General features: G+C 59.4%; 20 protein-coding genes. 9 read left to right on the top strand and 11 right to left on the bottom strand.

Annotated features, from left to right (window positions below; genetic code table 11):
- Window positions 1-39 precede the first annotated feature (39 nt).
- From BMZ67_RS16870 to BMZ67_RS16890, 5 genes are all read right to left on the bottom strand, one after another.
- Window positions 40-1,053, bottom strand: coding sequence for a putative 2-aminoethylphosphonate ABC transporter substrate-binding protein (locus tag BMZ67_RS16870; RefSeq protein ID WP_217642517.1), 1,014 nt, complete (start codon window positions 1,051-1,053; stop codon window positions 40-42).
- Between the two features lie 134 nt (window positions 1,054-1,187).
- On the bottom strand, window positions 1,188-2,015 hold the full coding sequence (gene phnX / locus BMZ67_RS16875; RefSeq protein WP_092025990.1) for a phosphonoacetaldehyde hydrolase: 828 nt from the start codon (window positions 2,013-2,015) through the stop codon (window positions 1,188-1,190).
- Window positions 2,016-2,050: 35 nt separating this feature from the next.
- Window positions 2,051-3,202 carry a 2-aminoethylphosphonate--pyruvate transaminase gene (locus tag BMZ67_RS16880; protein WP_092025993.1) on the bottom strand — a complete coding sequence of 384 codons (1,152 nt, stop codon included), beginning with the start codon at window positions 3,200-3,202 and terminating at the stop codon, window positions 2,051-2,053.
- Between the two features lie 17 nt (window positions 3,203-3,219).
- Entirely contained in the window at window positions 3,220-4,452 is a 1,233-nt protein-coding gene (locus tag BMZ67_RS16885) for an NAD(P)/FAD-dependent oxidoreductase (protein ID WP_175481961.1), read from the bottom strand.
- A 115-nt stretch (window positions 4,453-4,567) separates the two neighbouring features.
- Window positions 4,568-5,302, bottom strand: a complete 735-nt coding sequence (locus BMZ67_RS16890) for a UTRA domain-containing protein (protein ID WP_092025999.1) — start codon at window positions 5,300-5,302, stop codon at window positions 4,568-4,570.
- 120 nt (window positions 5,303-5,422) lie between these two features.
- On the opposite strand from BMZ67_RS16890, the gene cadR reads away from it, so the two are divergent.
- Together cadR and BMZ67_RS16900 are read left to right on the top strand one after the other, a co-directional pair.
- Entirely contained in the window at window positions 5,423-5,872 is a 450-nt protein-coding gene (gene cadR / locus BMZ67_RS16895) for a Cd(II)/Pb(II)-responsive transcriptional regulator (RefSeq protein WP_092026002.1), read from the top strand.
- 109 nt (window positions 5,873-5,981) lie between these two features.
- The gene (locus tag BMZ67_RS16900; protein ID WP_092026005.1) at window positions 5,982-6,611 is read left to right on the top strand and encodes a cation efflux transmembrane domain-containing protein; all 630 of its coding nucleotides are present in this window, start codon (window positions 5,982-5,984) and stop codon (window positions 6,609-6,611) included.
- A gap of 3 nt (window positions 6,612-6,614) precedes the next feature.
- On the opposite strand, the gene BMZ67_RS16905 is transcribed toward BMZ67_RS16900, so the two are convergent.
- Window positions 6,615-7,532: an AEC family transporter gene (locus BMZ67_RS16905; protein WP_092026008.1), complete on the bottom strand. Its 918-nt coding sequence runs from the start codon at window positions 7,530-7,532 to the stop codon at window positions 6,615-6,617.
- A gap of 206 nt (window positions 7,533-7,738) precedes the next feature.
- Between BMZ67_RS16905 and BMZ67_RS16910 the strand changes: the two genes are divergently transcribed.
- The 7 genes from BMZ67_RS16910 (at window position 7,739) to BMZ67_RS16940 (ending at window position 16,476) form a co-directional block, all read left to right on the top strand.
- Entirely contained in the window at window positions 7,739-8,134 is a 396-nt protein-coding gene (locus tag BMZ67_RS16910) for a MerR family transcriptional regulator (protein ID WP_425434255.1), read from the top strand.
- Window positions 8,135-8,221: 87 nt separating this feature from the next.
- Window positions 8,222-9,901: an AMP-binding protein gene (locus tag BMZ67_RS16915; protein ID WP_092026011.1), complete on the top strand. Its 1,680-nt coding sequence runs from the start codon at window positions 8,222-8,224 to the stop codon at window positions 9,899-9,901.
- A gap of 52 nt (window positions 9,902-9,953) precedes the next feature.
- Complete coding sequence (locus BMZ67_RS16920) at window positions 9,954-11,123, top strand: isovaleryl-CoA dehydrogenase (protein WP_092026013.1); 1,170 nt, start codon at window positions 9,954-9,956, stop codon at window positions 11,121-11,123.
- A gap of 11 nt (window positions 11,124-11,134) precedes the next feature.
- A complete protein-coding gene (locus BMZ67_RS16925) occupies window positions 11,135-12,742 on the top strand; it encodes a carboxyl transferase domain-containing protein (protein ID WP_092026015.1) in 1,608 nt (535 codons plus the stop codon).
- A 14-nt stretch (window positions 12,743-12,756) separates the two neighbouring features.
- Window positions 12,757-13,548, top strand: coding sequence for an enoyl-CoA hydratase/isomerase family protein (locus tag BMZ67_RS16930; protein ID WP_092026018.1), 792 nt, complete (start codon window positions 12,757-12,759; stop codon window positions 13,546-13,548).
- 4 nt (window positions 13,549-13,552) lie between these two features.
- Complete coding sequence (locus BMZ67_RS16935; RefSeq protein ID WP_092026020.1) at window positions 13,553-15,586, top strand: acetyl/propionyl/methylcrotonyl-CoA carboxylase subunit alpha; 2,034 nt, start codon at window positions 13,553-13,555, stop codon at window positions 15,584-15,586.
- A complete protein-coding gene (locus tag BMZ67_RS16940; RefSeq protein WP_092026023.1) occupies window positions 15,583-16,476 on the top strand; it encodes a hydroxymethylglutaryl-CoA lyase in 894 nt (297 codons plus the stop codon). Before BMZ67_RS16935 ends, BMZ67_RS16940 begins: the two co-directional genes overlap by 4 nt.
- Window positions 16,477-16,802: 326 nt before the next feature.
- Here BMZ67_RS16940 and BMZ67_RS16945 read toward each other — a convergent pair whose 3' ends face one another.
- From BMZ67_RS16945 to BMZ67_RS16965, 5 genes are all read right to left on the bottom strand, one after another.
- Window positions 16,803-17,456, bottom strand: a complete 654-nt coding sequence (locus BMZ67_RS16945; protein ID WP_092026026.1) for a leucine-rich repeat domain-containing protein — start codon at window positions 17,454-17,456, stop codon at window positions 16,803-16,805.
- 92 nt (window positions 17,457-17,548) lie between these two features.
- Window positions 17,549-18,712 (bottom strand): hypothetical protein, encoded by a 1,164-nt coding sequence (locus BMZ67_RS16950; protein ID WP_092026030.1) that lies wholly within the window; start codon window positions 18,710-18,712, stop codon window positions 17,549-17,551.
- 389 nt (window positions 18,713-19,101) lie between these two features.
- On the bottom strand, window positions 19,102-19,644 hold the full coding sequence (locus BMZ67_RS16955) for a DinB family protein (protein ID WP_092026033.1): 543 nt from the start codon (window positions 19,642-19,644) through the stop codon (window positions 19,102-19,104).
- A 77-nt stretch (window positions 19,645-19,721) separates the two neighbouring features.
- Complete coding sequence (locus tag BMZ67_RS16960) at window positions 19,722-20,129, bottom strand: hypothetical protein (RefSeq protein ID WP_092026036.1); 408 nt, start codon at window positions 20,127-20,129, stop codon at window positions 19,722-19,724.
- A 373-nt stretch (window positions 20,130-20,502) separates the two neighbouring features.
- A complete protein-coding gene (locus tag BMZ67_RS16965) occupies window positions 20,503-21,762 on the bottom strand; it encodes a DUF7151 family protein (protein ID WP_092026039.1) in 1,260 nt (419 codons plus the stop codon).
- Window positions 21,763-21,946 lie beyond the last annotated feature (184 nt).

Below are 21,946 nucleotides of genomic sequence, written 5' to 3' on the forward strand. Positions count from 1 at the left end.
TCGCACACTTTCCCAGGCTACGCCCAGGAACGAAGCCGATTACTCAGCCTCAGACTTGTTGTCGTAACGGTTCGCCCACTCGGCCAGGATGGCTTCGCGGTTGCCGGCAGCCCAGGCAAAATCGTTCTGGATGATCAGCTCTTCCGCGTTGTCCGGGAAATGCGGGATCGGCTTGGCAACACCAGGCATTGCCACGATGGCGTAGCCTTCGTTGTACATTTCCATGGCCTGACGGCTGATGGACCAGTCAACCAGAGTCTGAGCCGCGTCCAGGTTGTCGGTACCGTTTACGATAGCGGTCGCTTCCACTTCCCAACCCAGACCTTCATCCGGGAATACCAGCTCCAGAGGCGCGCCCTGCTCTTTCAGACGGGCACCACGGAAAGCAAACGAAACACCGATCGCGGTTTCACCAGAAGCCGCCATCTTGCAAGGCTTGGAACCGGAGTGGGTGTAGCGGCTGATGTTCTGGTGCAGGCCATCCATGAAGGTCCAGCCTTCGTCTTCGCCCATCATCTGCAACCAGGCAGACACGTCGAGGAAGCCAGTACCGGAAGAGTTCGGGTTCGGCATGACCACGTGCCCCTGATAAACCGGGTTGGTCAGATCCTGCCAGCTGGTCGGCATCGGCAGGTTGTTGTTCTCGGCTTCAACCGTGTTGACACAGATCGCCGCCATCCAGGCATCCATACCTACCCAGGACGGGGTTTCATCGCTGTCACGGAACTTGGAAGACAGCGCTTCCAGACCTTCCGGCGCGTACGGAGCCAGCATGCCTTCGTTCTTCAGCATCAGCAGGCTAGTGCCCGCCAGACCCCAAACAACGTCAGCGCGGGGATTTTCTTTTTCTGCCAGCAGGCGAGCGGTAATGACACCTGTGGAGTCGCGCACCCAGTTGATCTTGATGTCTGGATGATCTTCGTTGAAACGCTCGGCGTATTTCGCCAGATCTTCAGCTTCCACCGCGGTGTAAACGGTCAGTTCGGTCTGAGCCTGGGCGCCCATGGCAAAAGTCAGTGCGGACAGGGCAAGCGCTTTCTTCAGGTGTTTCACAACGTTCTCCTTAATACTTTGGCAAGTGGGTGAGGTTTCTTTTATTTGGTCTATACCAGTTTTCATCCTCACCACCTTAGGTGTATTTGATTGCAAAAACGTGACAAGCAGATGACGTTTCTTCGGCGCCGGAATCAGGGGCGCTCGCCCGCAGCCAGCCGGTGATCAATATCCGCCAGCACCTCGGGCAGATCCGCAATGCTGTCAATCACATAGTGAGCGCCTGACGGAGCCATATCGCGATAGCCACGAGCCAAATACTCAATCCGCTCCTGCTCATCCAGAGCCGCCATCGCCTCTGCACTGAGACCAACCGCGTTTCCTGATGCCACCACGGCCACGGTCCACATGCCCGCATTCAGACCTTCCTCGATCCCGGTAGCGGTATCGTCCACCTTGACGCAGGCCTGCACTGCGGTCACACCCAGCTCAATGGCGTTCTTCAGACTCATATGCGGTGCCGGACGCCCCTGGGGCACTTCCGTGGCCACCACCACACTGGCAGGCTCAAAGCCCTGCTCTTTCAGGCGGGGCAACATCACCTCAACCATCTCGCGGCTGTAGCCGGTGTTCACGCCCATGGCAACGCCCTCTTCCTGCAGCAGCGCCTGCAACTCCAGCGCCCCCGGGATCAGCGTTGCCCGCTCCGCAATCGCGGCGGTTTGCAGGGGCAGGAATGCCTGGTAGAGCCGGTCGATGTCAGCGTCGTCCGGGGCCTTGTCAAAACGGCTCTGCCATTGCTTACTGATTCTCGGCATCGCCAGCAGCCGGCGGATGTGTTCACGCTTCTCGGTACCCATGGGCTCACGGGCTTCGGCTTCAGACAGCTCAATGTCCTCTGCCTCGAACAGCTTGAGGAACGCCTCGATCGGTGCCAGGGAACCGAAGTCCACACAGGTTCCGGCCAGGTCCATAATCACCGCCTGCAGCGGTCCGGTGTAACGACGGGTGTAGCTGTACATAATGGTGTCCTTGCTTGAAATCAGTGTTGGTCAGGTCAGGCGTTTTTCAGGTCATCGGGGGCGTCAGCAGGCGCCGGTACCGGAAGCGGCAGCCCCAGCTCCTGGCAGGCGCCCGCAATGGCAGAGATCACCGCGTCGATCTGCTCATCGTGAAGCTGGCCGATACAGCCGACACGGAAGCTGTCAGCAACCGTCAGCTTGCCCGGGTAAATCACAAACCCGTGGGCCTTGATGGCGTCGTAGAAACGACGGAAATCAAAAGCCGGACTTTGCGGAGACAGGAAAGTGGTAATGATTGGAGACAGCCACTCATCCACCAGCAGAGTCCGGAAACCGAGTTCCCGCATGCCGGCCACCAGCCGGTCACGGTTGCGGGTATAGCGGGCCAGGCGACCATCAACGCCGCCTTCGGCCTCATGTTCTTTCATCGCCTGCAGGAACGCCGCAACCACGTGGGTGGGCGGGGTGTAGCGCCACTGCCCGGTCTTTTCCATGTAGGCCCATTGTTCGTACAGGTCGAGGGAGAGGCTGTGACACTGGCCGGCAGACGCGGCCAGCAAAGCCCGGTCAACAATGGCAAACCCAAATCCAGGCACACCTTCGAAGCACTTGTTGGCGGATGACACCAGCGCCGCGCACGGCAGCTCGGCGACATTGACCGGCAACGCCCCAAACGCGCTCATGCTGTCGATGATGAGACGCTTGCCAGCCTGGCGGCAGGCCTCGGCAATTTCCTCAATCGGGTTCAGGATGCCGGAGCTGGTTTCACAGTGGACGACCACCACCTGCGCAATAGCCGGGTTCGCGGCCAGTACTTCGGCCACTTCGTCACCCCGGGGCGGATGGTAATCCCCTTTGTCGATGGCGATGTACGCCCTACCCAGAGTGTCGAGGATCTTGCCGATGCGCTGGCCATAGGCGCCGTTCATCAGCACCAGGGTCAGACTTTCCGGTGCGATCAACGTTCCCAGCGTCGCTTCTACCGCAAAGGTGCCGCTGCCCTGCATCGGGACACAGACGTGGGTATCGCTGCCGCCAGCAACCGCCAGCAAGCGACGGCACACGTCCGCCGTCATGCCGTTGAAATTGTCGTCCCAGGAGCCCCAGTCGTGGAGCATGGCCTGCTTGACCGTGGCACTGGTGGTTAGCGGGCCTGGTGTGAGCAGATAGGGGTCTTTTTGGTTCATGAGAGTCTCCATGGGTATTAGCCGGTACGCTTCCGGGCGCGGGCCTCGGCACAACGGCGGATAAAGGCAAGGTCGTAACTGTCGATGGTCCCGAAACGGTCCAGTCGGAACCGCTCCGGAGAAACAAAGGGGGTCTGTCCTGTCACCAGCTCGGCCATCAGCCGGCCAATGCCACCCGACATACCAATACCGGCGCCAGAGCAGCCGGTGGCAGCAAAGAAACCATCCACACCAGGCATCGCGCCCAGCAGGTAAAAACCATCCGGGGTATAGCTGGAGACGTTGCTCACGTAATGCGCCAGCTGCAACTCATCCAACAATGGGCACTGGGTGTGCAAGGCCTCATAGCCTCCCGCCAGGGCTTCCTCTCCCGTCGGGTCAACGTCAAAGCAATAATCGTGGAGGCTGTCCGGGAGCTGGTCGGGGTGGGCAAAGACCGCCTGCTGGTCACGCAGACCAAACAACAGACCTCCCACTTCCGGGCGGGCATAGGCACCGCTGTCGGGCAGGATGGTCATTGGCGCATCCACCGGAATACGACCGTGGGGCGCAGATATCCAGTAATGACTGCGAACCGGAGCCATACCCAGGTTAACCCCAAGCTGACGGGCCAGAGCCGTGCTCCAGGGGCCTGCTGCATCGATCACAGCACCCGCCTCAATACGCTCCCCTGATGCCAGTCGAACACCGGTCACGGTGCTCCCCTGCTGGAGGATATCGGTCACCGTCTGGCGCAGACGAAAGCGGACGCCCTGCTTGCGAGCTTGGGCGGCATAGGCCATGCACAAGGCGTAAGGGTCGATGTAGCCGTCATCAGGCAGCCACAGCGCCGCCGTGTCTGGGCTCAGGGCCAGCCAGGGCGCGCGCTCCACTGCTTCATTCGCTGTGATCGAGTGGGCGATAACGCCAACCTCGGCCGCCCGCTCAGCCGTTTGCTCCAGTTGCTGCCTGCCCGCTGTAGTGGCGGACACCTGAAGGCTGCCAACCTTGCGCAGGGGTAAGGGCTCACTGACCTGGTCACTCAGGCGCTCAATCGCCTGGAAGGTTTCCATCACCAGCCCGGTCAGCTCCCGATAGGGACGCACGCGAGTCAGCAGTGCCGCTGCGTAGCTGGTGGTCTGTTCACCCAGGCCGTGGCGTTCCACCACCGTCACCGACAGGCCTGGCTGCTGGCTGAGGTAACTGGCGATGGCGCACCCGAGGATGCCGCCGCCGATGATGAGAATGTCTGGGTGTTGAGAGGTGGACACAGTGTGTTTCTCGCTTATCTGGTATAGACCAGTTTGGCGAGACACTATGACGGTTTGATGACGTTTTGAAGACTGCGCTATGACAGATGGACGTTGGCGAACCAGAAGCCGCGAGCTATCTCACGTCTACCTGAATACTCAGGGTATCGTGAAGCCAGAATTCCTCATCGAACTCCACAAAGCAGCCTTCATTATCGCGACTGCAGCGGGTGACGTAGAGCCCTGCCGTACCGGCATTGACCCCCAGCGCCTCAGCCTGGGGATCAACCAGGGCGGTCGGGAACATTTCGATCTGCTTGCGGGCCAGCTCCAGGCCATAATGCTCCCGCATCAGCTTCCACAGCGAACGGTTGAAGTCGAAGGTCTCAATACCCGGCAGGCGCCTGGCGTTCAGGTAAATGTTCTCAACCAGCACCGAGCGGCCATCAATCTGTCGGCGGCGGTGCAGCCTTACAATGGGATCGCCTTCAGCCAGGCCGGTTTTGGCAGCCAGCCAGGCATTGGCCTCAATCGTTGTAACGTCCAGTGTTTCCGTGGCAGGGACACGCCCTTGGGCAACCACGTTATCGGAGAAGCTGTAATCCTCGGTCGGGTTATAGACCAGGCGTGGCGGTGACACGAACCAGCCCCGACGGTTGGAACGGTAGATTCGCCCTTCCGCCTCCAACTGGGCCAACGCCAGGCGCGCCGTCACCCGTGTGGTGTGGTTGCTTTCCGCCAGCACCCGCTCGGAAGGCAGGCGGCTGTTGGGTTGCAGCAACCCATTTTCGATCTGATCCGCGATCTGATCCCTGACACGCAGATAGATGGGGCCGTTGGCTGAACTCTGTTCCTGTTCCCGCTCACGCATTCTTTTTTGTTTCCTGTGGATTACAAAACCCGCGAACCTACCGCAGATAGGTGACGCAAGTATGACAAAGCCGCTAAGCTTTTCGTACCTAACCGGCACATAAGGAGCAGGAAAGCCGCCATGAAAATCGGCCAGGTATCGAAACAGACCGGCATTCCCGTCGAAACCATCCGCTACTATGAAAAAGTGGGGCTACTGCCAGAGCCAGCCCGCGAGGACAGCGGATATCGCCGCTATGGCAATGAACACGTCCAGCGACTCGCGTTCATCCGCCGCTGCCGCACCCTGGATATGACCCAGGAGGAAATCCGCGAGCTGTTGCACCTGGCGCAGCAACCCGGTCGCAACTGCCAGGATGTGGATGACCTGCTGGCCCGTCACCTGAACCATGTGCGGGCAAGGCTGCGGGAGCTTCAGGATCTGGAGCAAGAACTGGAACAACTGAGGGACGCCTGCTCCAATGACGGCACTATGGCGCAATGCGGCATTCTCGGCGGGCTCACGGAAGCGGTGAAGCCCGCGGAAAAGAATGGGCATGGTAACCACATTCCCGGCAGCCATGGCCACTGATTGCGATGCAGCCATGGCCACCGATTACGAAAAAGTTGTCACACATCATTGACCCTATAGCCACTACAGGGTTTTAAATACCTCCATAACCGAAATCAAGGAGGTACCCATGCCCTGCCAATGCTCCGCCCCGGAACCCAAAGTGCCCGACGCCCGCTTTCGCAGAGCCCTGTGGATTGCCCTGTGGGTGAACCTGGGCATGTTCCTCGTCGAAGGTATTGCCAGCTTTCAGGCCGGCTCCGTTTCGCTGATGGCGGATGCCATTGATTTCTTTGGTGATAGCGCCAACTACGTCCTGTCCCTGAGCGTACTGTCCATGGGATTGCTATGGCGAGGCCGGGCCGCACTGGTCAAGGGTGTGACCATGTTGCTGTTTGGTCTGGCCGTCTTAGCCAGGGCGGGCTGGAACCTGCAGGCGGGAGTGCCACCGGAAGCGATGACCATGGGGGCCGTCGGCGCACTTGCACTGGTGGCCAACATTTCGGTCGCGATGCTGCTGTTTGCCCACCGTGACGGCGACTCGAATATGCGTTCGGTGTGGTTGTGCAGTCGTAACGACGCCTTGAGCAACATTGCCGTCATGCTGGCCGCGGTTGGCGTGTTCGGCACCGGCAGCGCCTGGCCGGATTTGCTGGTGGCGGCAATTATGGGCGGACTTGCGGTCACCTCGGGGCTTAGCATCATCAACCACGCCCGCAGCGACATCTCCGAGGCCAAAGCCAATGCCTGCACGTCGTGAACGCTACATGAACAAGGCGACCATCACAGGAATGTAAGCCAACGCAAACACCGTAGTCAGCAAGGCGGTGCCAGCCACCTGCCTGGGCGCGGTGTCCAGCAAGGTGGCAATGACCACGGTATTGGCTGCGATCGGGGTAATGGAAATCAGGAAGATGGCCTGGTGAACCTGCAGGCTGTAGAGGTGGAAAAACTGGCTATCCAGCCACGCCAGGGACAGCGCCATCAGCGGCCAGGACACGAACTTGCCAAAGAATGCCAGGCCGGTGAAACGCCAGTTACCGGCCAACCCGCTGAAGCTGACAATGCTCATCCCGATGATCATCATGCCAAAGACGCTGTACGCTCCCCGCAGGTTATCGAACAACGGCTGGAACACGTCGGAAATCTGCACGCCGGCCAGGTTCAGCAGCACCGCCAGGGCAAAGGCATACACGGCCGGCAGCTTCACCACCCGCTTCAGCGAATCTTTCACCCCCTCCCGGCCCCTGGCCGCCAGATAAAACCCGACCGAGGACTCAAACAGGGTGGTGCCCAACATGGCCACAATGTAGAGGCTGAGCCCTTCTTCACCGAACAGCAGCAATGCGACCGGGATGCCAAAGTAGCCGGTATTCCCCGTGGCGGTTGCCAGTGGAATCACGCTGGCACTGTCATCACCAACCCAGCGCTGGGCCAGAGCCCGGTGAACCAGGGCAATCACGGTACACAGACAGAAGGTAAGCAGCGGCAGCAACACAACGCCGGTGGACAAGGGGGCACTCATCACCCCGGCAAAGATCACCGACGGCGTAATCATGTACATCATGATGCCGGCGATGTGACGACCACTGGCCTCCAGGTAACGCCCGGCAAACCACCCCATCGCAACGGTGATGTACAAAGGGAACAGTTTGTAGAGCAATGCCATTGCTGCGGCCATGGGAACTCCAGACAGATCAATGAATTGGCAGTTTAGCAGCGCCAGAGGCATTGCCTGAAGCAAACACCCATGCCCTAGCGGTTTTTACTGAGCTTGCCCGCCCCTCACCCACGGCCTAGACCTTTGGCTAAATCCTGATCAAAAAGCCATTGACGCCCTCCTCAACCGGAGTTACCTTTACGTTAACGTCAACTTGGGTCCGCACTATGAACGGCATGACCAAAACACGCACTTACTCCATCAGCGACCTCGCCCGGGAGTTCGATGTCACCACCCGAACCATCCGCTTCTACGAGGAAGCCGGCATGCTGTTGCCGGAGCGCAATGGCCAGACCCGCATCTACACTGACGAAGACCGGGTCAAGCTCAAGCTGATCCTGCGAGGCAAGCGCCTGGGGTTCAGTTTGGCGGAATCCCGCGAGCTGATTGAGATGTACGACCCGACATCCGACAACCTCAAGCAATTGCATGCCCTGCGGGCCAAGATCCAGCAGAGCCGCGAAGCGCTTCAGCAACAATTGACCGACATCCAGTTGATGCAGACCGAACTGGATGCCGCTGAAGAGCGCTGCCTGGAGGCTATGCGGGAGCTAGAGTCCTGATTGAGTAACACCCTATAGCAATAACAACAGCCAACAACGACGAGCAGTTACCGACTTACCAGTACAAAGACAAAATTGAGGTGAGTAATGGCAACACAGAACAGCTACATCAGTGGTATCAGTACGACTCCCTTGCTGGGCATGACCATCGGCGAGGCGTTTGACCAAACCGCCAACCGGGTACCGGACAGCGACGCCCTGATCGTTCACCACCAGGACCTGCGTTACACCTACCGGGAACTGCAGGCGGAAGTGGATCGCTGTGCCAGAGCGATGATGGCCCTGGGAATCGCCAAGGGCGACCGGGTCGGCATCTGGTCCCCCAACTGTGCCGAGTGGTGCATCAGTCAGTTCGCCACCGCCAAGATCGGCGCCATTCTGGTCAACATCAACCCCAGTTACCGCCTGCACGAAGTGGAATACGCCCTCAAGCATTCCGGCACCTCCACGCTGATCCTGCAGGGCCAGTTCAAGACCTCGGACTACGTGGCCATGACCACCGAACTGGCCCCGGCGCTCAACTCGGCACTGGACGGCCCACTGCACAGCGACAAGCTCCCCGACCTGAAACAGGTGATCTGCCTGGACGCTGCCCACAAGGCCCCCGGTATGCAGCACTGGGACGACCTGATGGCCCTCGCCGACGCCACCAGCGATGCGGATTACCAGCAACGCCAGCACACCCTGCAGTTCGACGACGCGATCAACATCCAGTACACCTCCGGCACCACCGGTGCGCCCAAGGGCGCCACCCTGTCCCACCACAACATCCTCAATAACGGGCTGTTCGTGGCAAGGCGGATGAACTTCAGCGAACAGGACCGGCTGGTGATCCCGGTGCCGCTGTACCACTGCTTTGGCATGGTGATGGGCAACCTGGGCTGCATCACCCACGGCGCCGCGATGATCTACCCGTCGGAAGGCTTCGAGCCGGAGGCCACCCTGAAAGCGGTGGTCCGGGAAAAGGCCACCGCCCTCTATGGCGTGCCCACCATGTTCATTGCCGAACTGGAGCACCCGGACTTTGCCAGCTTCGACCTGTCCTCCCTGCGCACCGGCATCATGGCCGGCTCCAACTGCCCGGTGGAAGTGATGAAACAGGTCATCGACAAGATGCACATGACCGACGTCACCATCTGCTACGGCATGACCGAGACCAGCCCGGTGAGCCTGCAAACCGAGCCCACCGCGCCGCTGGACAAGCGGGTGACCACCGTTGGCACCATCCACCCGCACCTGGAAGTGAAGATTGTCGATCCGGCCACCGGCGCCATCGTGCCCCAGGGCGAGAAAGGCGAACTGTGCACCCGCGGCTACAGCGTGATGCTGGGCTACTGGAACAACGAGGAAGCCACCCACAAGGCCATCGACAGCACCGGCTGGATGCACACCGGTGACCTGGCCACCATGGACGACGAAGGTTACGTCGCCATCGTTGGCCGCATCAAGGACATGATCATCCGCGGCGGTGAGAACATCTACCCACGGGAAATCGAGGAATTCCTCTACACCCACCCTGCCATCTCCGACGCCCAGGTGATTGGCATACCGGATGAGAAGTTCGGCGAGGAAGTGATGGCCTGGGTCAAGCTGGCCGAAGGCCAGCATGCCACCGAAGAGGATCTGCGGGCCTTCTGCAAGGCCAACATAGCCCACTTCAAGGTACCCCGATATTTCCGCCTGGTGGACGAATTCCCGATGACCGTCACCGGCAAGATCCAGAAATTCAAGATGCGCGAAATCAGCATCGAAGAGCTCAATCTCTAATTCAACAGTCAAAAACAATATTTCTGCCCTTGGCAGCACATGGAGCACACAGATGAAAAGCCAGTACACCTCCCTCAACTACAGCCTCGGCGAAACCACCGACATGCTGCGGGACCAGATCAACCAGTTTTCCGCCGACCAGATCGCACCGCTGGCTGACAAGACCGACAAGGACAACCAGTTCCCCAACGAGCTGTGGCCCAAGCTGGGCGAGATGGGTCTGCTGGGTATGACCGTCAGCGAGGAGTACGGCGGCAGCGCCATGGGCTACCTGGCCCATGTCATCGCGATGGAAGAAATCAGCCGCGCCTCTGCCAGCATCGGCCTGAGCTACGGCGCCCACTCCAACCTGTGCGTCAACCAGATCCACCGCAACGGCACCGCCGAGCAGAAGGCCAAGTACCTGCCCAAGCTGGTCACCGGTGAGCACATCGGTGCGCTGGCCATGAGTGAGCCCAACGCCGGTTCCGACGTGGTCAGCATGAAGCTGCGGGCCGACAAGAAAGGCGACCGCTACATCCTTAACGGCAGCAAGATGTGGATCACCAACGGCCCTGACGCCAACACTTACGTGATCTACGCCAAGACCGACGTTGCCAAGGGTCCCCACGGCATCACCGCCTTCATCGTCGAGCGCGACTGGGCCGGCTTCAGCCGTGGTCCCAAGCTGGACAAGCTGGGCATGCGCGGCTCCAACACCTGTGAGCTGATCTTCCAGGACGTGGAAATCCCCGAAGACAACGTACTGGGCGGCGAGAACCAGGGCGTGAAAGTGCTGATGTCCGGCCTCGACTACGAGCGCGTGGTGCTGTCCGGTGGACCGGTCGGCATCATGCAGGCCTGCATGGACATCGTGGTGCCCTACGTCCACGAGCGTAAGCAGTTCGACCAGCCCATCGGCGAGTTCCAGCTGATCCAGGGCAAACTGGCCGACATGTACACCGAACTGGCCGCCTCCCGCGCCTACCTCTACGCCGTGGCCCAGGCCTGCGACCGTGGCGAGACCACCCGCAAGGACGCCGCCGGCGCCATCCTCTACACCTCCGAGCGCGCCACCAAGATGGCCCTGGAAGCGATCCAGATCCTCGGTGGTAACGGCTACATCAACGAATTCGCCACTGGCCGCCTGCTCCGTGACGCCAAGCTCTACGAGATTGGTGCCGGCACCCAGGAAATCCGCCGCATGCTGATCGGCCGCGAACTGTTCAAAGAATCCCGTTAAGGGCGATTGTTATGGCTATTCTCCATACCCAGGTTCAACCCCACTCCGAGGAGTTCCACCAGCGCCGCGAGCACATGCAGGCCCTGGTGGACGAGCTTCGCAGCCGCTTCGACACCATCGCCCAGGGCGGTGGTGAGAAGGCCCAGAAGCGCCACACCGACCGAGGCAAACTGCTGCCCCGGGACCGAGTCCAGCGGGTACTGGACCCCGGCTCGCCGTTCCTGGAAATCGGCACCTTCGCCGCCGACGGCGTCTACGACGACCACGTACCGGCCGCCGGTGTGGTCGCCGGTATTGGCCGGGTCCACGGCATCGAGTGCATGATTGTCGCCAACGACTCCACCGTGAAGGGCGGCACTTACTACCCGCTGACGGTGAAGAAGCACATCCGCGCCCAGACCATTGCCGAGGAAAACCACCTGCCGTGCATCTACCTGGTGGATTCCGGCGGCGCCAACCTGCCCCAGCAGGATGAGGTGTTCCCGGACGCCGAGCATTTCGGCCACATCTTCTACCGCCAGGCCAACATGTCCGCCAAGGGCATTGCCCAGATCGCAGTCGTGCTGGGCCTGTGTACCGCCGGTGGCGCCTACGTGCCCGCCATGGCGGACGAGAGCATCATGGTGAAGGGCCAGAGCTCCATCTTCCTGGCCGGACCGCCGCTGGTGAAAGCCGCCACCGGCGAGACCGTCACCGCCGAAGAACTGGGTGGCGCTGACGTCCACACCGGCATTTCCGGGGTGGCCGACCACTACGCCAGCACCGAGGCCGAAGCCCTGGAGCGCGCCCGTCGCTGCATTGCCAACCTCAACTACACCCGCCCCAACCACATGGCCCTGAAAGAGCCGGTGGAACCGCTTTACCCGGCGGACGATATTTACGGCCTGATCCCCAGCGACCTGCGCACCCCTTACGATGTAAAGGAAGTGATCGCCCGCCTGGTGGACGGCTCCGAGTTTGACGAATTCAAAGCCAACTACGGCAAGACCCTGATCTGTGGCTTCGGCCACCTGTACGGCATGCCAGTGGGCATCGTCGCCAACAACGGCATCCTGTTCTCGGAGTCCGCCCAGAAAGGCGCCCACTTCATCGAGCTGTGCAGCCAGCGGGGCATTCCGCTGATCTTCCTGCAGAACATTACCGGTTTCATGGTCGGTAAGGACGCCGAGCACGAAGGCATTGCCAAGCACGGCGCCAAGATGGTGACCGCGGTGGCCTGTGCCCGCGTGCCGAAACTCACCGTAGTGATCGGCGGCAGCTTTGGCGCCGGCAACTACGGCATGTGTGGCCGCGCGTACAAGCCCCGTTTCATGTTCATGTGGCCCAACGCCCGCATCGCGGTGATGGGTGGTGAGCAGGCCGCTGGCGTGCTGGCCGACGTCAAACGCGCCGGTATCGAACGCCAGGGCGGAAGCTGGTCGGCCGAGGAAGAGCAGAGCTTCAAGCAGCCGGTGGTCGACCAGTTCGAGCGCCAGTCCAGCCCCTACTACGCTAGTGCGCGACTGTGGGACGACGGCATCATCGACCCGGCTGACACCCGTCGTGTGCTGGGCCTGAGCCTGTCTGCCGCCCTCAATGCACCGCCCGAAGACACCCGCTTCGGCATCTTCAGAATGTGATGGAGGCTGACGACATGAGCACAGACGCTGTACGTTACGAAACCGATGCCCGCGGTGTGACACGGATTACCCTGAACCGCCCGGACAAACGCAACGCCTTCGATGCCGACATCATCAAGGCGCTGACCGACGCGGTGAACCGCGCCTCGGACGATCCCGCCTGCCGGGTGATCGTGCTGGCCGGGGACGGCAAGCACTTTTCCGCCGGCGCCGATCTCAACTGGATGAAGCACACCGCCACCCTGACCGCGGATGAAAACCGCGAAGACGCCCGCGCCCTCGCCGGTATGCTCCAGGCCATCGACCTGTCACCCAAGCCCACCATCGCGCGGGTCCAGGGTGCAGCCTTCGGCGGCGCAGTGGGTCTGGTGTGTGCCTGCGACATGGCCATCGCCACCGAAGACGCCCGCTTCTGCCTCAGCGAAGCCCGCCTCGGGCTGGCACCGGCCGCCATCGGTCCCTACGTGGTCCGGGTACTGGGTGCCCGTCAGGCCCGTCGCTACTTCCTCACCACCGAAGAAATCTCCGCCAACCACGCCGTCGACCTGGACCTGATCCACGAGATGGTCGCCGCCGAGCAACTGGACGACGCGGTGAACAACCTGGTGGAGCGGCTGCTGAAGAACAGCCCGCAGGCCCTCGGTGCCTGCAAAGAACTGATTGCCCGTACCGGCCACAACCAGCCGGACGAAGAACTGATCCGCTACACCGCGGACCTGATCGCCCACCTACGCACCAGTGACGAGGGTCAGGAAGGACTCAATGCCTTCCTTGAAAAACGGTCGCCGAGCTGGATTCAGGAGTAACCCGATGACTACGAACCCAATCCATACCCTCCTGATTGCCAACCGTGGCGAAATCGCCCTGCGCATCATGAAGACCGCCCAGGCCATGGGCATCCGTTGCGTGGCGGTGCATTCCGAAGCCGATGCCGGCGCGCCGTTTGTCGATTTCGCCGACGAAGCCATCTGCATCGGCCCTGCTGCTGCCGCAGACAGCTACCTGAAGGTGGAGCACATCCTCGACGCCGCCCGCCAGACCGGCGCCAATGCCATCCACCCCGGCTACGGCTTCCTGTCTGAGAACACCGAACTGGCCGAGCGCTGTGAGGCCGAAGGCATCCACTTTGTTGGCCCACCCGCTGGCGCCATCGCCGCCATGGGCTCAAAGAGTGCTGCCAAGGCACTGATGGAAGAAGCCGGCGTACCGCTGGTGCCGGGATACCACGGCGATGAACAAACCATCGAACGCTTCCATCAAGAAGCCGAGAAAACCGGCTTCCCATTGCTGATCAAAGCCAGTGCCGGTGGCGGCGGCAAGGGCATGCGGGTGGTCCGCAGCCTGGCCGAGGTGAACGACGCCGTGGCCGCGGCCCAGCGTGAAGCCAAGTCCAGCTTTGGCGACCCGCACCTGCTGATCGAACGCTACCTGGAAAACCCACGCCACGTGGAAGTCCAGGTGATGTTCGACAAGCACGGCAACGGCCGCTACCTGTTCGACCGCGACTGCTCGGTGCAGCGCCGTCACCAGAAGATCATCGAGGAAGCCCCGGCCCCGAACATCCCGGACGCCGTCCGCAAGGAAATGGGCGAAGCCGCCGTACGCTGTGGCGAAGCCATCGGCTACGTCGGTGCCGGAACCGTCGAGTTCCTGTACGAGCCCGGCGCTGGCTTCTACTTCATGGAAATGAACACCCGCCTGCAGGTGGAGCACCCGGTCACCGAACTGATCACCGGCCTCGACCTGGTGGAGTGGCAGCTCAAGGTCGCCCAGGGTGAACCCCTGCCGTGGGCCCAGGACGCCCTGCACTATTCCGGCCACGCCATGGAAGCCCGGGTGTACGCCGAAGACCCGGACAACGACTTCCTGCCGGTGACCGGCACCCTGTTCAGCCTGCGCGAGCCCGAGGGCCTGCCCGGTGTGCGGGTGGATTCCGGCGTGTGCCAGGGCCAGGAAATCACCCCCTGGTACGACCCCATGCTGGCCAAGGTCATCGTTCACGGTCACACCCGCGACGAAGCCCGCCAGCGCCTGGTGAACGCCCTCGCCCACTACCGCGCACTGGGGGTGACCCTCAACATTGACTACGTCTGCCGGATTCTGGAACACCCGGACTTTGCCGAGGCGAAGCTGACCACCCACTTCATCGAGCAGCAGGGCGACACCCTGTCCCGGCCGGCCTTCAGCCACCGGGAGCAGATGGCGCTGAGCTGGCTGGCCTGGCACCACGCCACCGCCGCCGAGCTGCCGGCCGCCGGAGGCTCTCCCTGGAATTCCAGAGACAGCTTCCGCATCGGCGGCCCCAAAGGCCAACGCTGCGAACTGCGCATCGGCAGCGAAGACGACACCCTGCACTACTGGATGGAATCCGCCGGTCATGGCCGGGTCCAGCTCGACAGCGAGGATCAGTCCATCGCCCTGAAGTGGCACCGTGACCCGGACAGCGACGGCGTGATCGTTCGCCTCAACGCCCGCACCGTCAAACTGGGCTGGGCCGTCCACGGTGAACGGCTCGGCGTCTTTGCCAACGCGGTGCACTGGGAAGCCCTGGTTAACCACCCCGAGGAACAGGCCGGCGATGCCGCTGGCGACGGCCAGATCAAGGCCCCCATGCACGGCCGCATCACCGCCGTCACCTGCCAGGTGGGCGATACCGTGGAAGCTGGCACCGCCCTGGTGGCGCTGGAAGCCATGAAGATGGAACACACCCTACGGGCACCGGTGAACGGGACCATTGCCGCTGTCCACTGCAACGAAGGCGACAACGCCGGCTCCGGCCAGGTGCTGATCGAGCTTCATGCAGAGTCTGTCGCAGAAACAAGCGCAGAGGAGGACAGCGAATGAGCCGGGAATTCGTCACCCTGGTGGAAATGGGACTCCGGGATGGCCTGCAGAACGAGGCCACCCCGGTACCGGCGGACGTTCGCGCCCGCTGGTTCAACGCCCTCGCCAAAACCGGCCTGAACCGCATCGAGGCGGGCAGCTTCGTCTCCCCCAAGTGGGTGCCGCAGATGGCCAATACCGATGAGGTGATTGCCGGTATCCAGCGTCGCGCGGACCTGTCCATCGAAGTGCTCACCCCCAACCAGAAAGGGCTGGAGGGTGCACTGGCGGCCAACGCGGATGTCTGTGCGGTATTCACCGCCGCCTCGGAAAGCTTCACCCAGCGCAACATCAACTGCACCATCGCCGAAAGCATCGAGCGCTTCCGACCGGTGGCCGAAGGCGCCAAGGCCGCGGGCAAACGCCTGCGGGCCTACGTCTCCTGCGTGGTGGGCTGCCCCTACGAGGGCGCCATCAAGCCGGCCCAAGTGGCTCCGGTGGTGGAACAACTGCTGGCACTGGGCGCGGACGAAATCTCCCTCGGCGACACCATCGGCGTCGCCCGCCCCAAGGAAATCCACGCCCTGCTGGATGCGGTACTGCCGTTGCTACCGGCGGAAAAGCTGGCCCTGCACTGCCACGATACCCGTGGCCAGGCGGTGGCCAACATCTACGCCGCCCTTGAGCGCGGCATCCGCATCTTCGACAGCGCCGTCGCCGGCCTCGGCGGCTGCCCCTACGCCAACGGCGCCACCGGCAACGTCGCCACGGAAGATGTGCTGTACCTGCTGGACGGCGAAGGCTTCGACACCGGCATCAACCTGGAAGCCCTGGCGGCAGTGGGTAATGAGATCTGTGATTTCCTGGAAAGGGATAACCCGTCTCGGGTTGGGAAGACGTTTAGGGGTTAGGTCTGACGAATACGACATAAAAAAGCCCCGCAAGCGCGGGGCTTTTTACTTCCAGTCGCGCCGGTTACTGGAGCGACAGTGGCGGCACGGTGGTTGCCGGCAAACCGATTGAGGTGGCAGACAAAAGAGAGGCAGCCCATAGAGCTTCTAAACCAGTATTATCAGTACAGGTCCCCGCCTCCCAGAAGCTTTCATAATTGAGAACCTGCGGTCATGGGGTCACATCATGGGGTCAGCGGCGTGCGCCCAAGCTGGTGGAAACGGCGACTAAAGCTGTCTGCAGCGACGTAGGTGGTCGCTGCAGACAGCCGGCCCAGGTCGCCGGGCTACAGCGCAGAAAACTCTGCCTGTTCTATCGCCGAGTCCAGAAAAATGTTGTTGATGCGATTCATAAACCGCTCCGGCATGCGCACGCGCTTAATGTGCTCGAGGCCTTGAAAGCCTTGGGGGCCGATCTCTTTGATGTGGCGTGGGATCACCAAATCGACAAAGTTGTTGTAGGCAAAGCCACTCACACGAATCTCTACGACCGATTCTGGCAATGACAGTGATGTCAGCGCATTGCGTGTGAAGCAATAGTCGGGAATGGTTTCCAGCGGCGCTTCAATTTTCAACTCTTCCAAGGCGTTTCTGGAAAACGCCCCATGACCGATGTAGGTAATTGCCTCTGGGATCACAAGGCTCTTTAACCGGTTGTTGTAAAACGCGTCCTGGCCTATGTAGTACAGCTTTTCGGGGAAAGAGATACTCGTCAGCTGGTTTGTAGAGAAAGCTTCCGCGTGAATTTCTTCCAGAGTTGGAGGTAACACCACGGACTTCAGGCCTTTGTTCTTAAAGGCATAGCGGTATATGGCCCTGACCACCTCACCCTTGATTGTTTCGGGGATCACCAAATCGGTGGCGTCTCCGTGGTAGTCGCCAATAACGACGCCGCCGTCTTCAACTTCATAACACTCAAACAGGTCCTCTGAGCTTGACATTTCTTAGCTATCCTTTTGGTTTTTTGGCGCTGAAAAGAACTTAATCGCCATCATTGCGGATTATCACCGTGGCATTGTTGTCACCCTGAAGCCTATTCGTGCGACTCGATGGTCGATTTCATTGATTGCCACTGGCGTGCGGGTAGAACCCGTTCGAGCAATTCCAGTTCATTGGCCGCCTCGAAATCCCGAGCGGTCACAAAAAAATCGTCGTCGGTTCTGATTAATGTTGCCAGTCGAGGGTTGTTCATCAGGCGGCGGCAAAACTCGACGTAAAACGTGATTACCAGTTCTTGTTGGCTCTCGAACTCCAAAGCGTCCAGCTGTGCATTGAGCTGGTCGAACAACGCACTGCAGCCTTGATGAAAGTCGACAGCGTCCAGGCCTCTTTCGCTGAAAAGCTCCGCGTCTGGAGCGTTCAGCCAGCTTAACGGTGCATACTCCGGATTATCGTCAACCTCGTGCGGTTGGATCAGCGCCAAGGTAGGGGGGAAGGGGCCCTGGAGCGAATACTCGAACAACACACAGCGTACTTCGACGCTTTCCAGCGATTCCTGGCTCAGCCCCGCCAGCAACCTGCTCTCAATGGCCTCGTTGGCCTGTTCCAACAGTTCTTCCAGCGAAAGCGAGTTCATTGCCCGGTCGTAGAGTATGTCGCCGTTGTCGAGTGACTCTATGCGGTCAACCGTGTAGCCGTCGTCTGCAAAATAGACCCGCTGTCGTTGCTGGCAGGTGTAATCGTGCGCCGGATTGACGCTCTCGCTGGTAATGTCACACATCCAGCGTTGGGCGTCCGCAGTGCCGCACTGCTGATACTGGTACCGTTGGGTTAAGCGCACGTGGGTGTCAACGCGCTCGTAGAGCAGCGGCAGCCCCTGATCGTCGCGGGTTATGCGTTCAACCTCCACAGCGTTGACGTGACCGTCGTTGTGGTAAGCCTGCAAGCGGGTTTGGGAGTTCTCCTCGCGTTGGAAAAAGAAATCGTAGCGGATGTCTTCGCCATAAACCTGGGTGGCGTATTCGAGTTGCCTGTCATTCAATGCGAGAAGGAACCGGTCATCGCCTGGCACCTCTTCAACGGTGGGGTACAGGGCCACCTGAGCGGGGCTCAGGTGCAGCAATTCAACCGCAAAGGGCTGCAGCGTAAAGAAGTCCGCGCCGGCAAATACGATCTGTTCACCGCGGTTCGTAGCGCGTTCCAGCAATTGAGGATACTCTTGGGGCAACGCTTCAAACAATTCGAGTACATCCCTCATGGTGTAATCAACCTCATCCAGTGGTAGTGGCTATAAGCAAGTTATCAATCGACGCAATGCCTCATTTATGACCCAAAAATCTGGAGAAATAAAAAATATCAGACTGTTCAGTAAGTTACGAGTTCTCTGTGCAATCATTCGTAACGTGAAGTTTGGGGCGGTTAAAAACACTGCACATTGAGCCTGAAGCCTCAGCGGCGCGCCCTTTGGGAGCCCTGAAGGGCTCCGTAGGTCATGGGGTCAGGTCTTGAACAAGTCGCTCCCATACAGGATGCTACTCCTGATGGAACGGCCGGACCGGCTGAGGCTGACAAGACTTTGAAAACCGGGACAGATTTATTCCCTCCCCCGGTGAAGCGGTGGAAAAATTGTCCGGCAACAGTGGCTGGTTATAGATGGGGCTCCTCCGGGATCTGAGCCAATAGGTCAGTAACCCCGATATCCACGCCCGCCTGCGATAGCAAAGTAGAAACTTGCCCTCGGTGATGAGTCTGATGATTAAAGAAATGAAGCATCAGGCTCGAATATCGCTTATTGGCGGGAATCCCTTTGGTGTTGTGGTAGCTGAGGATGAAATCCAGATCGCCTTCGGATAGCTGGGCTATCCAGTTGACAACCTGCCGATCTAGCCAGAGTCGCTGCTTAAATAAGCTCCCAAGATCGTCAAAGAGTATCTGACTCAGGTTTGTCGGATTTTGAAGGTCAGCGACCTCACGCAACGAGTTCAAACAGGACGGGTGGGTAGCAAAACGTTTGAGCCAGATGGTATCCCCAACGAGGATGTGATTCAGAGTTCCCAGGATAGAGCCAAAGAAGGCCCCGCGGTGCTTCGCCAGATCCGTCGCAGAGAGCTGTCCCGCAGTTTCATACACCTTCGAGTTCATCCACTGGTTGTAAGTGGCTAGCAATTCAAAGTGACATTTCAGGCTCATCGGAGTTCCATCTCATGTATAACGCCTTGGATAAGCTGCCGGGATGCAGCTCAGTACCGGTCAGCTTCACCCACTGGTTAAGCATTTTCCAATTTCTGTCCCAATTCCGAGATAAATAACCAAAAATCACCAGTGTCAAAAGCTACGACCCAAGATGCTTCCAAAGTTAATTCGGCTTGCCTGTTTTGTGGTTTGGACATCCTTAGCTTCACCTTAATCAAATTGACCGAGAAATCCCCAAGAAGTGAGCCTCTTGTGTAGTAATTGAAATTCCCATCCGATTTGGTCTTTTTGAAGCCATACTGAGCTAGTTTCTTATCGAGCTGGTCTACATCAAGCGATGTGTCTATTGGTTTTCGGTACTTCGGTAGTAATGTGAAAAAAGGCTTTTTACCTGACGCCAGCCTGTAAGGCAGCACCTTATAAACGGCAGTAATCACCACTACCAATGCTACTGCCACTATGAGTATATTTTGTGTACTCATCATTCTCCTTTACGCGCTTAACAGCAATTAGATAGAGCGCCTCAATACTGCACAAATTTGTGCTGCGTCATGATTACGCAACCTCATAGCAACACCATCTCAATGAGCGCTCAATAAAACAACAGCTTAGCCAATCATCAGGCACTTCGCTATGGCATCGTTTGACGCCCATGTTTGCTCTCACAATCGTACTGTACAAAGCCGGCAGGAAAGAGGCGCATACAGTTCTGGCGGCGCGGGGCAATAAGATCTGTGATGTCCTGGAAAGGAATAACCCATCGCGGATTGGGAAGACGTTTAGGGGTTAGGTCTAACGAAGACGACATAAAAAAGCCCCGCAATCGCGGGGCTTTTTTTCTTCCAATCGTGCTACTTACTGAAGCGACAGTGGCGGCGTTATGGTTGCCGGCAAACCGATCGAGGTGTCAGACATAAGAGTGGCAGCCCATAGATCTTCTGAACCAGTACTATCAGTACAGGCCCCCGCCTCCCAGAAGCTTTCATAATTGAGAACCTGATTGGCAATCGAGTCTGTGCCAATGGGCACCATGAACTGACCTTCCTTTCCCGCCCAAAACGCAGATTTGGCAGGAATACTCTGATTGGGAGTACCATCAATATAGATACGGGCGTCGCCCGTACAACCCGCGGCAGAGTAAATGGTGAACTTGTCCAGGAAGCTTCCATCCCAACCGATGCTTACCAGATAGTTGTAAGGATCCGGTGTACGCAGAGTAATTTCAGTGGGGGTCGCCCCCAATACGGAACCGAGTACCACACCGTTACTGTCCACCAGTTCGGTTCCGCCGCCCCCTTGATCACCGTTACACACATGATGGGTGTAATCCACCTCACCGCTTTCCAGCACGGCGTTGTTGGCGGTACCGCCACCGTCACCGTTATCCAGACCAGAGGTAACGGTCACACCGCCATACGGGCAGTCGGTTATGGATGGCGTATCCTGCTTGACCAGGGTGGTCTGGCCATCAGAACCATTGGTGCCGTCGGTACCATCCTGACCATTCGCACCATTGCAGATATAACCCGTAGAATCGATTTCCCCGGCTTGCAAGGTGCCATCACGGGAAATGCCCGAGTTGTCGCCATTATCCAGACCAATATCCAGACGCTGCCCCCCATCCGGACAGTTTGCTGGAGCTGCCGCAGTCAATGTGGTGAGTACCGTAAAGCCATCCACACCGTGACAGACATAGTTCGTCGCATCGACTTCACCGGCCTCAAGCAGGCTATTACCCGCAGTACCGCCGCCGTCGCCATTATCCAGGCCGCTATCCACCCGGTAGCCGCCAGCCTCGCAGTTGCCACCGGCCGGCTCCGCCGTCAGGTTGACCAGGGAGCTGGTGCCATTCGCACCATCTGTGCCGTCCTGACCATCCTCACCATTACAGACAACCTTGGTTTCGGTGATTTCTTCATCGGAGAGCTCGCCATCCCTATTGGAATCAAAGCCCACCCTGAACTCAACACCACCGTTGGCACAGACCGGCCCAGGTGCCAGATCAACAACGCGCGTGGTCGCACCATCCTGTCCATCATCGCCGTCACAGCCCACCGCCGTCAGTCCAAATATGGCTATTAATGAGGCCACCCCTGCTTTCGATACGTAATTCATATCCCCACCTGTTCTTATGTAATTGATGTTGTGGTGTCAGTCAGCAAACACGCCAGGCGCGTAATCTTTTGCGCCGCCGACAGCCTATGTCAGCAGCACATGAATGACTACAAGGGCTTTTTATCAATTTCGGGCTTTATATCACTTCTGGGCTTTTTATCACTTTTGGCTTTTTCCCTTAAAA

This window comes from Marinobacter zhejiangensis (genome assembly GCF_900114775.1).
GTDB classification, from domain to species: Bacteria; Pseudomonadota; Gammaproteobacteria; order Pseudomonadales; family Oleiphilaceae; genus Marinobacter; species Marinobacter zhejiangensis.